The 15,570-nt window shown below is 49.3% G+C and carries 13 protein-coding genes and 1 pseudogene; 4 read left to right on the top strand and 10 right to left on the bottom strand.

Annotated features, from left to right (window positions below):
* Positions 1 to 136: 136 nt before the first annotated feature.
* The 9 genes and pseudogenes from G9409_RS10645 to G9409_RS10605 all read right to left on the bottom strand — a co-directional run bounded on the left by G9409_RS10645 (position 137) and on the right by G9409_RS10605 (position 9,474).
* Positions 137 to 1,006, bottom strand: a complete 870-nt coding sequence (locus G9409_RS10645; protein ID WP_166808742.1) for an N-acetylneuraminate synthase family protein — start codon at positions 1,004 to 1,006, stop codon at positions 137 to 139.
* A gap of 133 nt (positions 1,007 to 1,139) precedes the next feature.
* The gene (locus G9409_RS10640; RefSeq protein ID WP_166808741.1) at positions 1,140 to 1,658 is read right to left on the bottom strand and encodes a KdsC family phosphatase; all 519 of its coding nucleotides are present in this window, start codon (positions 1,656 to 1,658) and stop codon (positions 1,140 to 1,142) included.
* 518 nt (positions 1,659 to 2,176) lie between these two features.
* Positions 2,177 to 3,565, bottom strand: coding sequence for a class II fumarate hydratase (gene fumC / locus G9409_RS10635; protein WP_166808740.1), 1,389 nt, complete (start codon positions 3,563 to 3,565; stop codon positions 2,177 to 2,179).
* A gap of 93 nt (positions 3,566 to 3,658) precedes the next feature.
* Positions 3,659 to 4,636, bottom strand: coding sequence for a hypothetical protein (locus G9409_RS10630; protein ID WP_166808739.1), 978 nt, complete (start codon positions 4,634 to 4,636; stop codon positions 3,659 to 3,661).
* Positions 4,637 to 4,970: 334 nt separating this feature from the next.
* The gene (locus G9409_RS10625) at positions 4,971 to 5,573 is read right to left on the bottom strand and encodes a class I SAM-dependent methyltransferase (protein ID WP_076790359.1); all 603 of its coding nucleotides are present in this window, start codon (positions 5,571 to 5,573) and stop codon (positions 4,971 to 4,973) included.
* A gap of 378 nt (positions 5,574 to 5,951) precedes the next feature.
* Complete coding sequence (locus tag G9409_RS10620; RefSeq protein ID WP_166808738.1) at positions 5,952 to 6,485, bottom strand: inorganic diphosphatase; 534 nt, start codon at positions 6,483 to 6,485, stop codon at positions 5,952 to 5,954.
* A 163-nt stretch (positions 6,486 to 6,648) separates the two neighbouring features.
* Positions 6,649 to 7,734 (bottom strand): amino acid ABC transporter ATP-binding protein, encoded by a 1,086-nt coding sequence (locus G9409_RS10615; protein WP_166808737.1) that lies wholly within the window; start codon positions 7,732 to 7,734, stop codon positions 6,649 to 6,651.
* Positions 7,731 to 8,417, bottom strand: a pseudogene (locus G9409_RS10610) (amino acid ABC transporter permease); the annotation flags it as partial. The pseudogene G9409_RS10610 and the gene G9409_RS10615, both read right to left, overlap by 4 nt.
* 301 nt (positions 8,418 to 8,718) lie before the next feature.
* A complete protein-coding gene (locus G9409_RS10605; protein ID WP_235923311.1) occupies positions 8,719 to 9,474 on the bottom strand; it encodes a transporter substrate-binding domain-containing protein in 756 nt (251 codons plus the stop codon).
* Between the two features lie 244 nt (positions 9,475 to 9,718).
* Here G9409_RS10605 and G9409_RS10600 point away from each other — a divergent pair, with 244 nt between their 5' ends.
* From G9409_RS10600 to G9409_RS10590, 3 genes are all read left to right on the top strand, one after another.
* Complete coding sequence (locus G9409_RS10600; RefSeq protein WP_166808734.1) at positions 9,719 to 11,329, top strand: peptide chain release factor 3; 1,611 nt, start codon at positions 9,719 to 9,721, stop codon at positions 11,327 to 11,329.
* Positions 11,330 to 11,433: 104 nt separating this feature from the next.
* Complete coding sequence (locus G9409_RS10595) at positions 11,434 to 12,552, top strand: two-component system sensor histidine kinase NtrB (protein WP_166808733.1); 1,119 nt, start codon at positions 11,434 to 11,436, stop codon at positions 12,550 to 12,552.
* Complete coding sequence (locus G9409_RS10590; RefSeq protein WP_166808732.1) at positions 12,549 to 13,904, top strand: sigma-54-dependent transcriptional regulator; 1,356 nt, start codon at positions 12,549 to 12,551, stop codon at positions 13,902 to 13,904. The genes G9409_RS10595 and G9409_RS10590 overlap by 4 nt, the downstream gene beginning before the upstream one ends.
* A gap of 12 nt (positions 13,905 to 13,916) precedes the next feature.
* Here the strand turns inward: G9409_RS10590 and G9409_RS10585 are convergent, their stop codons facing one another.
* Positions 13,917 to 14,162, bottom strand: a complete 246-nt coding sequence (locus G9409_RS10585) for a hypothetical protein (RefSeq protein WP_166808731.1) — start codon at positions 14,160 to 14,162, stop codon at positions 13,917 to 13,919.
* Between the two features lie 12 nt (positions 14,163 to 14,174).
* On the opposite strand from G9409_RS10585, the gene G9409_RS10580 reads away from it, so the two are divergent.
* Positions 14,175 to 15,545 carry an urease accessory protein UreH domain-containing protein gene (locus G9409_RS10580; RefSeq protein WP_166808730.1) on the top strand — a complete coding sequence of 457 codons (1,371 nt, stop codon included), beginning with the start codon at positions 14,175 to 14,177 and terminating at the stop codon, positions 15,543 to 15,545.
* Positions 15,546 to 15,570: the final 25 nt, after the last annotated feature.

Raw genomic sequence — 15,570 nt, 5'->3', positions numbered from 1 at the left:
AGGAAAAGAAATATAACAAGCACCCGGAACAATTAATAGTGATGGCCGGGTAACAGATGTAGATGCTGAATCAGCATGAATAAAAAAAGCCGGAACTGGTTTATTCCGGCTTTTTTCATGCTTTACTTTCCCGATTTCAGGATCGGCGCAATTTTTTGCGTGCCGCTGCTTCACCCTCATAGACACGCTTGACGCCGTCACCGAGGGCTTTTTCAATATCACGGATGTTTGAAACCAGTCGCGACATACCCGATATCTCAACCGAAGCCGCCTGGTCGGAACCCCACATCGCCCGGTCAAGCGTAACATGGCGTTCTACAAAAGCCGCACCGAGGGCAACCGCCGCCCAGGTGGTGGAGAGGCCGACCTCATGACCGGAGTAGCCGATCGGCACTTCAGGGAAGAGCGATTTATAGGTCGTGATCATCCGGAGGTTCAGCTCCTCAATCGGACACGGGTAGGTTGAATTGGTGTGGGCAATCATCAGATTGTCACGTCCAAGCTCCGTAATTGCCTTTTCTACCTCTTCCATGGTTGACATACCGGTGGATATGGCAAGCGGCCTTCCGGTGGCCTTGGTTTTTTTCAGCAGCCCGAGGTCGGTCAGCGAAGCTGAAGCTCCCTTGTAACAGGGCGGATTGAACTGCTCCATAAAATCAACCGAATCCTCATCCCAGCAGGAAGCAAACCATAAAATCCCCTTCTCTCGGCAGTAACGGTCAATTTCAAGGTACTCATCGCGACCGAACTCAACCTTGTAGCGATAGTCGATATACTTCATGCGACCCCAGGGGGTATCACGCTCAATATCGCGCTGATCTTTCGGAACACAGAGCTCGGGTGTACGCTTCTGGAACTTCACCGCGTCACATCCGGCAAGAGCTGCGCCCTCAATCAGCTTTTTTGCAACCTCCATCGAACCGTTATGATTGATGCCGATTTCAGCGATAACAAATACAGGATGGCCGTCCCCTACTTTTCTGTTTCCTATCGTTAATTCTGCCATAAACAAGTAATAAATGATATGATAAAACGAGCCTTGCCTTTGCCTTTGAGCGTATGCACGGGAATCGCAGTTATAAAAATATGCTCTCTTTACTGGTAAATACCTTCTATCCGTCGGCTGTAACCGGTCAAAATCAGGAGACTCTGAGATCAATCAGCCACTCGGCAAAATCCCTGAATGCTCCGTGACCTCCATCAACTTTTGCCCGATAGTGAACACAGTGCTCTACAAAAGGAGTCCCGTCCTGGGGGCACGCCGTCAACCCTTCCGGAGCAATAACATTCATGATCCCGATATCGTTTACATCGTCGCCAATATAGGCAATTTCACACAGTGCAAACCCTGTTTCCGCCTGCACGGTATCAAGCATGGAAACCTTGTCCTTGATGCCAAGATAAAGGTTGCTGATCGCAAGTTTATCCGCCCGTTTTTTAATGCTTGGTGAAAGCTCGCCGGTCATGATTCCGGTTTCGATGCCTTCAGCCCTGAGCCGCTCAACCCCCATGCCGTCCCGGATGGAGTAACGCTTCATCTCCTCTCCCCGCTCCGAATAATAGACCCCGTTATCGGTGAGCACGCCGTCATTATCGGAAAGCACCAGCTTAATCCTCCCGGCTCTTCTCCTGAGCTCTTCGATCGGCAGTGTCAACATAGGTTAACCGGAAATTGGTTTTGAAAACAAAACAGTCGCCAATATATCACTTTTCCACCATATCACAGGAAAAAGCCGTAAAAAGATACATTTCCGATTCTTTTTCAGATAAGGACTCCTCTATTTATTGTCGTGAGAAGCCCGAGAACAAGGCAGATGGAGCGGAGAAACCGGAGTGTACGCGAGAGTACATGAGGATTTCGAGCACCACCCAACGCAGTAACCGGGTTTCGGAACAAATACATAGAGGGGGCCATAGGTTATCAACAATCTGTCAACAAATGATTACGCTTCTTTCACCGAGCGCAAACAACCGCAACTGACGCGGCCCGCAGAAAAGCGGTAATTTCAACTTATTATTTTACAACAACATAATATTTAACTGCAATCAAAACAGGAACATCACCATGTTAACGCTTACAGCTTGAAGTTCAAGGAAATCAACACTTTTCAACACATTCCGCCACATGTCAACATATACTATAAAATGAGCCTCTGTTTCTTGCCATGAACACCTTTCAACCGATCATTTTCCCTGGATCCACCCACCGGTCAAACTCCTCCGCTGTAAGATATCCTGACAGCACTGCTGCTTCGCGCAGCGTTATGGCCGATTCAGCCGCACGCTTCACTATTTCAGCCGCCCTCTCATAACCGATATGCAGATTCAGGGCCGTTGCAAGCATGAGCGAGCGCTCCAGATGAGCTGTAATACGTTCCTGTTCCGGCTCTATCCCCCTGACACAATTGATGGCAAAAGAGAGGCAGGCATCCCCAAGCAGCTCAGCCGACTGAAGGATGTTGGCAATCATGACCGGCCCGAACACATTGAGCTCAAGATGACCCTGCATGCCTGCAACGGAAAGCGTAACATCATTGCCTATAACCTGAGCGCAAACCATAGTGAGTGCCTCCGCCTGCGTAGGATTGACCTTGCCCGGCATAATCGACGAGCCCGGTTCGTTTGACGGGAGGCGAATCTCGCCGATGCCGCATCGGGGACCGGAGGCAAGCAAACGGATATCGTTGGCAATTTTCATCAGGCTGACCGCCGCCTGCTTCAATGCCGCATGAGTTTCAACCAGAGCATCGTGTGCGGCTGTAGCCTCAAACTTGTTCTCCGCACTCACAAAGGGGTGGCCTGTGAGCTGGGCAATGGTCCTGGCCACTTTTTTGGCATACCCTTCCGGAGCATTGAGCCCGGTTCCCACCGCCGTTCCGCCAAGCGCAAGCTCGGTGAGATGCGGCATGGTATTGCTGATGGCGGCAAGCGCATGATCGAGCTGGGAAACATAGCCCGAAAACTCCTGTCCGAGCGTTATCGGCGTAGCATCCATTAAGTGCGTACGGCCGGTTTTGACAATATCCATGGTGGCTTCCGAAAGCACCGAAAGCTCATGGCGAAGCTGTTTTATGCCCGGAATGGTATGGCGGCCAATCATGCCATAAGCCGCAATGTTCATCGCCGTCGGAAAAGCATCGTTTGAGGAGTGCGAAAGGTTGACATCGTCATTGGGTTTCAGCAGCCGCTTCCCCTCCCCGAGTCGTTTGCCGGAAAGAATATGGGCCCGATTGGCTATCACCTCGTTGACATTCATGTTGGTCTGGGTACCCGATCCGGTCTGCCAGATCACGAGAGGAAAGTGGTCGTCAAGCTCCCCGGTAATGATCTCATCGCACACCATGGCAATGGCGTTCATCTTCTCCACATCAAGCACGCCAAGCTCACAGTTGGCAATTGCCGAAGCTTTTTTCAGATAACCGAACGCCTCAATAACCGCCTTCGGCATCGAACCCGGAGGCCCGATCCTGAAATTCTCCAGCGACCGCTGGGTCTGAGCCCCCCAGTAACGATCCGCAGGAACCCTCACCTCGCCCAGAGTATCCTTTTCAATACGGTATGTCATAGCTCTGTCGTTTAACCTGTTTAAACCGCATAGCTTTGCATCTAAATAAGCATAAAAAATACTATCAGTTAAAAAAATAACAATGGTTTGAGATCACTCATCCCCGAAGTTTCGAATTGTTTCTTTATACTTATTCTTGTCGATTTTCGAAAAACATTCAAATGGATCTTCATCAATTTCAATAAAATACTTTTTTATTTTTTGACACCTGACTGATCGTTTATCATATTCTTCATATCGCGAATTTTGATCAGCATGAATTATATCGCGAGGCAAATATTTTTCAGAAAATTTTTTGCAAACGTAGTTATGATATCTTGCTAACGATTCATATTTCTTTTTAACTTTAGAGTTATTACGGAATTCAGCCAAGCCTTTTAAAATACTATTCCTGTGACAGCCAACTTTATTAAATATAATTTCATCTGAATCGCCATTTTCAAATCTTGCAAATGAGGTTTGTAGATAATTTACTATTATAGAATCTTTGTATTGCAAAAGGTCATTGTACTCAGTAAATACAAAATACTTATTCTCAGCCCACTTTGCCACATACTTATCAAATAATTTCACAACAGAATCGTGTAAAAAAATAAATGGTGGGTCTCCTTCTTTATCACAATCAAGGGCATCCAGATAGGCCTTACCAAAAATGTAATGTTGGTCCATGTAGTGCTCACCGTAGGACAAGCCTCCCCTGATAAAATAACCTGCATTAGCAAGCTCTAACTGATATTCAGACATTATATGTACTGCTATATTAAATTCACCTTCAGTAGACTCTAACCTGTCACTACGCAAAGGAAGTCCGATGATAATATTATCAGAAAAAAATTTAATATCATATATCGAATATATGTCCGGACTAAAATGCTTCCATTCATTATCAACTTTATTGTAAATATCTGAAGTAGATTTAATCAAATCCTCTAAACATTGCTGAGCAGAGCTATCATTAAAAGAATTATTTATTTTCTTTTTAAAACCCAATATATCAGCATGACAAACAATGGACCGGCACATTTTATGCTTATCTGACTGAACATATGGATTTTTCTTTTTTTTCATCATGGGTAGACACTAAATAATTAACTCTGACTATACAGTTTAAACTATACTCGACAATATAATAGCATCTCAATATTAAACCGTTTTACCTAAACAATTTAAACTTCCTGCAGTAATCACAACTTTTATGCGACGACAGTTTGATAAGCTAAGAATACTGCCGGAACCTCTGAAGAAAAGATAACGAACTACGGTAATTATTCTGCTATCCTTCACGCAAAGGAAATTCTCCTCACAAACGCAAAAAAGGCGGGCACTGCGTGAAACAGTGACCGCCTTTCTGACGACAGTCGAATAAATGAGCAGTTCAGTGCAGCGAAGAACCCAAGGGGCCAATCTATCCCGGAAAATGGATAGAGGCCAGATTACGGAGCTCCGGTTCCGGTATCATCGTCGTGACAGCGAGTGCCCACAGGTCGAAATAGGGAGCACTTCGCCTCCGGAAGGCAACCATGGTAAATCCCGCAACCCGCAGCGTTCCGGTCAGCACCTTTTGCGTAAATCCGCAGCGATGGGCCATGTACTCCTGACCCCTGGCAAGGGAGGGACGATGACCATAGAGGATGTCAAGAGGCGAAATCGGACCTGCCGGTGAAACATAAGCCTGATCGGTAAGCTTGTCATCAGCGATCAATGCGGCAACCGATTGCAGATCCGGACAGGTAATGACAGCAAAGCCCTCAGGATTGAGTACCCGCCTGAACTCAGCAAGTGCAACAGGAACCTGGTGAGCATAGAGATGCTCGATGCTGTGACTTGAGAAAACAGCATCAACTGAAGCACTCTCAACAGCAGACATATCCGTCATGGTACCGATAATATCAGGGGAAACCGCTGAATCAATATCAAAACGCAGCTCTGACCATTCCGGAGTATTGAATCCGCGAGTTGTCTGGCTCTTCTTGCGGGGTCCGCATCCGACGTGGAGAAAACGTTTCATCGTTGTTTGGAGATGGTGGACTGAAGGATGATGGATATAATCAGATCAAAAGCACAATAAAAAGAAATCAATTCTCAAGCAAATCAAACCGTGTTCCGGTGATTGCCTGAACCAGGTCGGCAGGTTCGGCAATCAGTACGGCAAGTCAAGAAAAAAGCGGTCACTGCATGAAAACAGTGACCGCCTTTCTGATGATAGTCGAATATATGTGTGTGCGCAAGGGTATACCTCATCTGGTTCCGCTAATTTATTGTCGTGAGCGGTTTGAGTGCGAGGCGGACGGAGCAGAGAAACCGGAGTGTACACGAGAGTACACGAGGATTTCGAGCACCGCCCAACGAAGCAATCAAATCGCGCAACAAATAAACAGTGGGACCCTTAACAGAATACCTTGATATAGTTGTCAATCGAATGCTTCACGCACTCACGGGCGACCGCTGCATCCTGGAACTCTTCAACAAGAACCGTCTTCTCTTCAAGCGCCTTGTACTCTTCAAAGAAGTGCTTGAGCTCGGAGCCGAAGTAGGGAGGCAACTGGTCGATGTTGTGGACGTTGCTCATGCTGATATCATCCTCGGCAACTGCGATGATCTTGTCATCACCTTCGCCATGGTCAACCATGCGCATAACACCGATAACCCTTGCCCGTACCATACACATCGGAACAATGTCACACTGGGAGATAACAACAATATCAAGCGGATCATGGTCATCACCAAGTGTTCTCGGGATGAAGCCGTAGTTTGCAGGGTAGAAAATCGAGGAGAAAAGAACCCGGTCAAGCTTCAGCATTCCGGTTTTTTTGTCGAGCTCATACTTGGTTTTACTGCCTTTTGAAATCTCGATAATGGCGTTGACAACATTCGGCTGACCCTCTCCAATCTCAACGTCGTGCCAGGGATTAAAATTCATGGTATGACTTGCTTATTTGATTAATAAAACGGTGAGCTATTATAGCATTTTTTTTAAAACCTCAAGGGGTGAAAAATCCGGAAATCAGGATTATGCTGTGAAACCCGCCAAAGCTCTCTTTTCAGGAGTATCTGAAAAATATGGCAAGCAGAGGACGCTCACGTCAGTTCAACAAGAGAGTCAAGCGGTTCCTGTCGCCTGCTCTCCGGTATTCAATACTCCCGGTCATACTGCGGATATTGCTCAAGCCCTGTTCATCCGCTAAACCGCTGCTCTCAAGCGGATTGACCTCTGCTCCCCCGCTTTCAAACAGAAGCTCAACACTCTGCTTCTTTTCCGAATAGGCAAGGGTTATATCCAGCGGTGTGGCAAGAAGAAGAGGGGTGTAGATGCGGAGCAGCTCTTCAACAAGCAAAGGCAGATTCTGGCGGGTTGTTAATGGCAGGATCTGCTTTTCACAAAACAGCTCTATCTCGGCATTCATGGTAAAAAGGTCATATCTCGGGGATGTGATATGATAGTGGATGCTTCGTATCCTGTTGATGAATGCCCTGGTCTTCTCCTTTTGCGGATTATCGAATATTTGCTCCGGTGTCCCTTCCTCGTAGATGATCCCCTCATCCATATACATGACCCGGTTGGATACATCCCGGGCGAAATCCATTTCATGGGTAACAATGAGCATGGTCAGCCCCTCTTTTGCCAGACGTCGAATAACCGACAACACTTCGCTGACCATGGTCGGATCGAGTGATGAGGTCGGCTCATCAAAGAGAATAATTTCAGGATGCATAGCCAGACACCGGGCAATGGCAACCCGCTGTTTTTGACCGCCGGAAAGTTCATCCGGAAAACTGGACGCTTTTTCAGCAAGCCCTACCAAAGAGAGAATCCTCATGGCGTTCTCTTCAGCCTCGATTTTACTCCGGCCAAGCAGTTTGATGGGGCTGATGGTCAGATTGTCGATAACCGGGAGGTGGGCAAAGAGATTGAACGACTGAAAAACCATGTTCATCTTCTGGCGGATTTTCGGCACGTCCGTACGCGAATCGAGTATATCTTCGCCATCGATAATAATTGAACCGCCAGTCGGGCGGTCAAGCAGGTTGATACAGCGCAGCATGGTACTCTTGCCGGTTCCGGAGGGACCGATTATTGAAATAACCTCTCCTTCGCGGACTTCAAGATTGACATTTTTAAGTACAACGAGGTTCCCGAATTTTTTCGAAAGATGCTCTACCTTTATCATGCGCCTTCAATCTGCTTTATTTTTGATCTCGGATCCACCCGTCGTTCGATATACTCAAGTGAAAGCATGAGTACCCAGGATATGAGGAAATAGAGAATTGCCACCATGACCAGGGGGAAAAAAGCATCAAACGTACGACTTCTTATGATATCACTCGCCTTTGTCAAATCCTGCACTGCTATGTAGCCGACAACTGAGGTCATTTTGACAAGTGAAATAAATTCACCTTTGTACACCGGAAGAATACGCTGGACCGTTTGAGGCAGAATAATATAGATAAAGGTGTTGACCCTGGTAAAGCCCATGGCAATCCCTGCCTCCGACTGTCCTTTGTCGATACTGTTGATACCCGCTCTGTAGATCTCGGCAACATAGGCGGCAAAATTCATCCCGAATGCAATAACGGAGACAATAACAGGATCAATGTCAACGGCAGCAAAAACAACATAGAACATCAGCATTAAAAACACCAGCACCGGTGTTCCGCGCAAAACCGATATGTAGGCCTTTGCAGCAAGACTCAGCAATCTGTTCCGGGACATTCGCATAAAACAGATGAGCGCCCCGAGCAGAGTACCGAAGAGTGTTGCAAAAATCGAGATCACGGCGGTCGTTTTCAGGCCGTCAAGAATGAGCAGATAACGATTATCCTGAATAATGTTGTTATGAAAACTACTGGCTAATGATGTAACCAGTGACAATAATCCACCTTGCTCCATAGATGCCTTATTCAGTTGGATGAACGGGATGTTTACCGGCAAGGCAAACATCCCGCGACAACCCGTTCAGGAAATAGTGTAATCCAAAAACCAACCCGAAAGCGTTCAGACTTCCGCTATGAATTGTCTTAAGCGGTTTATTGTTCAAGCCCCGGAGGGGCGAAATATTGGTAGCACAGTCCCGAACCGTTCGGGGCCGGGAGTGGATTTCGAGCACCGCTCTACGAACTGATCGAATCGCGGAACAAATTAATAGCGGTAGCATTCACTCTCTGACAAGTGCTGCAATACCGCCGACATAATAGGGATCAGAAAAAAGAACCTGCTTTGAGCGTTCATCGGTAATGGTAATGCAGGCTGCAATCATGTCAACCTTGCCCGAAATCAGCGCCGGTATCATACCACCGAAATCCATATTGACAATCTCAAGTTTTCTGTCAAGCTTTTTGGCGATATAACGTGCCAGTTCGATATCATACCCTACAATTTTTCCGGAACCATCGACAAACGAAAAGGGCTCGGTTACGCTTGATGTACCAAGCCGCAATACACCCTTGCTGCCGGTTGAAGTGACTTCAGGCATAGAGGCCGGGTTTCCCGATTTGGGGAACCAGCGGCTCAACATGTTGTCAGTTGTTCCATCTTTTTTCAGGTCACTGACAACCGTGTCTATAGCTTTTTTCAACTCCCTGTCTGTAAGCCGGACAGCAAACCCGTAGTTATCGACCGTAATCATATCCTTGAGAACGACCAGACCGCTGTTTTTTGCGGCAATGTTTTTCAGGATAGGTTCATCATAAGCCGCAGCATCTGCCTTGCCGGCTTTAACGGCAAGTGCTGCATCCATGACGCTGTTGAAATATTTGAATTTTGCGTTCGGCAGTGTTGAAAGCACCAGCTGATCTGCAACCGTTCCGGTCGGAATGGCGAACTCTTTGCCGTCAAGCTGTTTAAGTGAGGTGACTTTCTCTCTTTCACTGCATCCCGATAGGATCAGGAAGGAGCAAAAAAACAGTGCCATGATAACGCTGAACCTGTAGCTTCTCATAATAATTTTCATTTTTCAGTTAATACTTCGTGACCGGAAGCCGATAATCCAACCTGCTGCGGCTCTATGAAGGTGAAAAATAAGGTATTGCATGATAATCTCCGGAGGAATTGTTCCGGAATCCGAAGATTCTGTTTTTAAACCCTATCTTTGTATCTTTGCGCCACTCATAGAAATGCTCTCATTCCGGCAACGGAAGAACACTCAGAAACAAGCAATGGATTTAATAAAGGAAACCGCCCGGCGGAAAACGTTTGCCATTATCAGCCACCCGGATGCAGGTAAAACCACACTGACCGAAAAATTTCTGCTTTTCGGGGGCGCCATCCAGACTGCCGGTGCTGTAAAAAGCAACAAGATCCGCAAAACCGCCACCAGTGACTTCATGGAGATCGAAAAGCAGCGCGGAATATCGGTTGCCACCTCGGTCATGGGGTTTGAATATGCCGGAAAGCGGGTCAATATTCTCGACACTCCCGGCCACAAGGACTTTGCTGAAGATACCTACCGCACCCTGACGGCGGTGGACAGCGTTATTCTCGTCGTGGACTGCGTAAAAGGTGTTGAAGAGCAGACCGAGAAGCTGATGGAGGTGTGCCGCATGCGCCACACCCCGGTCATCATCTTCATCAACAAGATGGACCGAGAGGGGCGCAACCCCTTTGAACTGCTTGATGAGCTTGAAGCAAAGCTTCAGATCAGCGTCAGGCCGCTCACCTGGCCGATCAGCCAGGGGCAGAGCTTCAAGGGGGTCTACAACCTCTACAAAAAAGGGCTCAACCTCTTCGAAGCCAATACCACAAAAATCAGCGAAAGCATTATCAAGGTCAGCGATCTGAACGATCCCGAACTGGAAAAATGGATTCCGGAGAGCTTCTGCCGGAAGCTTCGCGAAGATATTGCCCTGATTGAAGGGGTCTATGAGCCCTTTCATGAGGAGACCTATCGTGACGGCCTGCTCGCTCCGGTCTTTTTCGGCAGTGCCATCAACAACTTCGGCGTCAAGGAGCTGCTTGAAACCTTTCTTACCGTTGCCCCGAGCCCGGATGAACGTGAAGCGGCAGAGCGAATTGTCAAGGCTTCGGAACCGGCGATGAGCGGATTTGTCTTTAAAATCCACGCCAATCTCGACCCGAACCACCGTGACCGCACCGCCTTCTTCCGTATCTGTTCGGGCAGTTTTGAGCGCAACAAGTTCTACTACCACACCCGGCTGCAGAAAAAAATCCGCTTTTCAAGCCCGACCCAGTTCATGGCCAATGAAAAAAGTGTGGTTGACGAGTCGTTTCCCGGAGATGTGATCGGCCTCTATGACAACGGTTCACTGAAAATCGGCGATACCCTTACCGAAGGCGAGGAGCTTCACTTCCGCGGTATCCCGAGCTTCTCCCCGGAGATCTTCAAGGCGCTCGAAAACCGCGACCCGATGAAGGCTAAACAGCTCGACAAGGGGATACGCCAGCTCACCGAAGAGGGGGTCGCCCAGCTCTTCATCCAGCACGGAGCCCGCAAAATCATCGGCACCGTCGGCGAACTCCAGTTCGACGTCATCAAATTCCGTCTGGAACACGAGTATGGTGCCCAGTGCGACTTTACTCCCCTGCGCTTCCACAAGGCATTCTGGATAACCGGCAGCAACAAGGAGATGCTTGACGAGTTTCTGCGCCGCAAATGGAACGCCATTGCGCTCGACAAGGAGGATCATCCGGTCTTTTTTGCCGAGAGTGAATGGATGATGAAAACCGCACGGGAGGACTATCCCGACCTTGAGTTCCATACCACCTCGGAGTTCAAAACCGAAGGTACCGGCTCGAAAGAAATGAAGTAAACAGATGTTTTCGGGGGAACTGCCCATGCTGAAAAAGGGTATATTTAGTGCGAACACCGTTCGTTTGAACCCTGAACCATGCCAATAGAGTGAGGTCGGAACACATGGAAACAGCAACACGCATCCGGACGCTCTCACTGGCAGCCTCGGTTATCGCCATCAGCCTGCTGCACTACCTGACGCCGCTCCAGCTTCCCTATCTTCACGACATCTTCCAGCGGCTCTACTATCTGCCGATCATCCTGTCGGGGCTCTGGTTCGGCTTCCGGGGCGGTCTCTTCTGTTCACTCTTCGTCAGCATCCTCTATGCCCCTCACATACTCTACCAGTGGGGCGGCCACCCCGGCATGGAGATGGAAAAATACCTTGAGATACTGCTTTACAATACAGTCGGAACCGTCACCGGGATGCTGTCACAACGGGAACGGGAAAGAACCGGAGAGCTTCAGAAAAGCAGCCGCGAGTTGACCGAGTCCTATCGCAAACTGCAGGAACAGTCAGCAGAGACCATCATCATTGAAGAGCAGTTACGGAGGGCGGAAAAACTCTCTACCCTCGGAGAGATGGCGGCAGTTCTTGCGCACGAAATCCGCAACCCGCTCAGCTCCATCCGTGGAACCGCCGAAATTCTCCGGGACGACTACCCAACCGGCAACCCCAAACATGAGTTCATCGATATACAAATCCGCGAGACCGAACGACTGAACCGTGTGGTGGAGGAGTTTCTGCACATGGCGCGCCAGCAGCCGATGGCGATGAAGCCCTGCTGGGTTCAGGATGAGCTGGAGACAATCGTAACCCTGGTGATGAACGATGCCCGCAAACGGCAGGTTGCACTACAGCTTCAGCCAAACTCTGTTGCGATGATCGTTATGGCCGACAGCGAAAAGCTGCGCCAGGCATTCCTGAACATCATCATCAACGCCCTGCAGGCAACGCCGGAGGGCGGGCGCGTCACCATATCCACGACAATTGCAGAGCATGCTTTCTGCGAGATCCGTTTCCGCGACAGCGGACCGGGAGTTGAAAAAGCGGCAATGGAAAGAATATTTGAGCCCTTTTTTACCACCAAGTCTGACGGAACCGGACTGGGACTGGCGATCACGAAAAACATCATTGAAAACCATAAAGGGACGCTGAAGGTTGAGAGTGAAGCGGCAAATGGCACAACCGTAACCATCAGACTCCCGTTACAACTGCCTCAGCCGGGAGAAGCAACGTGAAAGCAAAAATCCTTGTCATTGACGACGACACCTCACTCCGCAGAGTCCTTGAATATAACCTGCTTGAAGAGGGATATGAAGTAGAGGCCGCCGCCTCGGGTGAAGAGGGGTTGATGCGCCTTGAGGTGTTCGGGCCGAACCTGGTCATCACCGACATGAAAATGACGGGAATGGATGGCATGAAGGTGCTCAAAAGCGTCCGGGAGCGCTCTCCGGAAACGCTGGTGATCATCATAACCGCCTTCGGAAGTGTTGATGCCGCCGTTGAAGCCATGAAGGCCGGAGCCTACGACTATATCACCAAACCCTTCAACCGCGACTCGCTCCGCCTTACGGTCAAAAAAGCATTGCAGTTTTCCGGCCTGAGCGAAGAGAACCGCCGACTCAAACGGGTACTCTCCGACAGAGAGGATTTCCGCACCATCATCGGTTCTTCAAAAGAGATGGAAGATCTCTTTGCGGTGATCCGCAAGGTGGCTGACACCGAGGCTTCAGTACTCATCACCGGTGAATCCGGCACAGGAAAAGAGCTTGTCGCCCGCTCCCTCCATGCCGCCAGTTCACGCAGGGATGGCCCGTTTGTTACCATAAACTGTGCAGCAATTCCCCGTGACCTGCTTGAGAGCGAGCTCTTCGGCCATACAAGGGGTGCATTTACCGGGGCGATAAAGGAGAAAACCGGAAAATTCCAGCTTGCCAACGGCGGAACCATCTTCCTTGATGAGGTTGGCGAACTCGCGCTTGAACTGCAACCGAAACTCCTCAGGGCACTGCAGGAAAAAGAGGTTGAACCGGTTGGGGGCACAAAGGTTGAAAAACTTGATGTCCGGGTCATATCAGCCACCAATCTTGATATCGACCGGGCTGTGGCAGAAGGCTCCTTCCGCGAAGATCTCTACTACCGGCTCGCCGTCATCCCTCTCCATCTTCCCCCGCTTCGCGAACGACGGGATGACATTCAGCTCCTTGTCCGCTATTTCTCATCAAAACATGGAGGAGAAGCGGTCACCTTTGAGAAGAGCTCGCTTGCATTGCTGCAGCAGTATGACTGGCCCGGAAACGTGCGTGAGCTTGAAAACACCGTCGAGCGACTCCTTATCATGCGAAACAGCGATACCATAACCGCGGATGAACTGCCCTCCAAATTCCGGGAGAAGAGAACGGCTGGCCGTGCCATACTCCGGCTGCCGGAAGAGGGGTACCCGCTTGAGCAACTGGAACGGGAAATTGTGGTTGAAGCGCTTGAACGCAATGGCTGGAACCAGACCGCCGCTGCCCGTTTTCTCAGAATACCCCGCCATACCCTCATCTACCGGATTGAGAAGTATGGTATCGAACAGTCCGGGAAATAACCGGATCCGGCGTTATGCCCTGCTCTTCACGTCGCACTTCCCCTCCGGCAACTGGAGAATAGTCAACCCTGAGTGTAGAATATTCTCCATATCTTTCATCATACAGAGAACGCCCTCCCGCCTGGAACAGGCCTCGCCGGGTTTGGCACGATATCTGTTACTCTCTATACAGCTGGCAGAACCCGGCAATGGAACCTTTACCAGTTCACTACAGGTAATAGCTGATACATCTATAAACCTTGCAGTAAATCTATCCATTACCATATGATTATGAAGCACCATACCTATACAGTCAAAGGCATGTACTGCCCGGCGTGTAAAGAGATTATTGAAGAGACGCTGCTTGAGTCAGGAAAAGTTACCGAGGCCGAAGCATCCATGGCAAAGGGAACGGTAAGGGTGAGCTATGAGGGCGAAAACGTTACAGCCGGGGAGCTGAACGCACTCTTTTCCAACGGAGCCTATACCTTTTCCGACACCCCTGCACCAAAGAACAGTTTTGATGATCTCCTGAAAGCTGCTGCCGTAGCGCTGATCATAACAGGATTTGTTACCACAATCTCCTATTCCGGACTGCAAAGTATCCCGGCAATCGGCACGGCAAGCTCCTTTGGCGCGCTCTTTCTCTTCGGTCTTCTTGCGGGGCTTTCGAGCTGCGCTGCACTCGTCAGCGGAGTGCTTCTTTCGCTCTCTTCGCGATGGATGGCACAATACAAGGGAGATGAATCGCTCCTTCATAAACTTGAACCCCATCTCTTTTTCAACATCGGGCGTATTGCAACCTATACACTCTTCGGTGCGCTGCTCGGGCTTGTTGGCGAAACCATCCGTCTCTCGCCCGCATTTACATCGTTTATGATCGTAACCATTTCACTCCTGATGATTGTACCTGCGCTGCAGATGCTCGGCTTTACCTTCTTTAACCGTTTCAGCATTGCTCTGCCGAAAAAAGCTCGACCCTCAAAAGCCGCAAACAGAAAATCCACTCCACTGCAGGCCGCCGGTGCCGGGGTTATGACCATAGCGGTACCATGCGGCTTCACCATGGCAGCTGAAGGCGCAGCAGTACTCTCCGGCTCAGCATCGGCTGGAATGCTCATCATGCTCTTTTTTGTACTCGGCACCACACTCCCGCTCTTCATCATCGGTTTTTCAAGCATGAAACTCGGCAGCAGCGCCCGCACATCCAGACTTTATATGAAAACTGCCGGAATGCTCATCATCTTCTTCTCACTCTACAATCTGAATGACCGGTTTCCTGTCATCACGACGTTCACCGGAGCCGGAAGCTCCATTCCCGGGACCTCTGACCGTGTTGCAGTGGCTGCTGTAGCAAACCAGACAGAAGCTTCACTCTCCGGTGACAACACAACTGTTGTCAGAACTATCTATACCAAAAATGAGGATATTACACCCTCCGCCTTTCAGGTCAAAGCAGGCCAGAAGGTACGAGTTGTGGTTGACACCCGCGACAGCGGTTCCGGATGCATGAGCACCATCATGATTCCCGGTCTCTACGAAAAACCGCAGTCTCTGGTAAAAGGCAAACCGGTTATTATGGAGTTCACTGCAAAAAATCCGGGAAGCTATAAAATCACCTGCGCCATGGGTGTGCCGCGGGGTGTTATCAATGTGAAATAAGGGCAACTCTGTTAATCTGTTCTCA

The organism is Candidatus Chlorobium masyuteum (assembly GCF_011601315.1).
In the GTDB taxonomy this organism is placed as follows: domain Bacteria; phylum Bacteroidota; class Chlorobiia; order Chlorobiales; family Chlorobiaceae; genus Chlorobium; species Chlorobium masyuteum.
This window is presented reverse-complemented; position numbering and strand designations above follow the sequence as displayed.

Bases quoted from the DNA above. Each gene is read 5' to 3' on its own strand.
- G9409_RS10580 (WP_166808730.1), top strand. From the start codon at position 14,175: ATGAAGCACCATACCTATACAGTCAAAGGCATGTACTGCCCGGCGTGT.
- G9409_RS10585 (WP_166808731.1), bottom strand. From the start codon at position 14,162: ATGGATAGATTTACTGCAAGGTTTATAGATGTATCAGCTATTACCTGT.
- G9409_RS10645 (WP_166808742.1), bottom strand. From the start codon at position 1,006: ATGGCAGAATTAACGATAGGAAACAGAAAAGTAGGGGACGGCCATCCT.
- G9409_RS10625 (WP_076790359.1), bottom strand. From the start codon at position 5,573: ATGAAACGTTTTCTCCACGTCGGATGCGGACCCCGCAAGAAGAGCCAG.
- fumC (WP_166808740.1), bottom strand. From the start codon at position 3,565: ATGACATACCGTATTGAAAAGGATACTCTGGGCGAGGTGAGGGTTCCT.
- G9409_RS10605 (WP_235923311.1), bottom strand. From the start codon at position 9,474: ATGGCACTGTTTTTTTGCTCCTTCCTGATCCTATCGGGATGCAGTGAA.
- G9409_RS10640 (WP_166808741.1), bottom strand. From the start codon at position 1,658: ATGTTGACACTGCCGATCGAAGAGCTCAGGAGAAGAGCCGGGAGGATT.
- G9409_RS10615 (WP_166808737.1), bottom strand. From the start codon at position 7,734: ATGATAAAGGTAGAGCATCTTTCGAAAAAATTCGGGAACCTCGTTGTA.
- G9409_RS10620 (WP_166808738.1), bottom strand. From the start codon at position 6,485: ATGAATTTTAATCCCTGGCACGACGTTGAGATTGGAGAGGGTCAGCCG.
- G9409_RS10595 (WP_166808733.1), top strand. From the start codon at position 11,434: ATGGAAACAGCAACACGCATCCGGACGCTCTCACTGGCAGCCTCGGTT.
- G9409_RS10600 (WP_166808734.1), top strand. From the start codon at position 9,719: ATGGATTTAATAAAGGAAACCGCCCGGCGGAAAACGTTTGCCATTATC.
- G9409_RS10630 (WP_166808739.1), bottom strand. From the start codon at position 4,636: ATGATGAAAAAAAAGAAAAATCCATATGTTCAGTCAGATAAGCATAAA.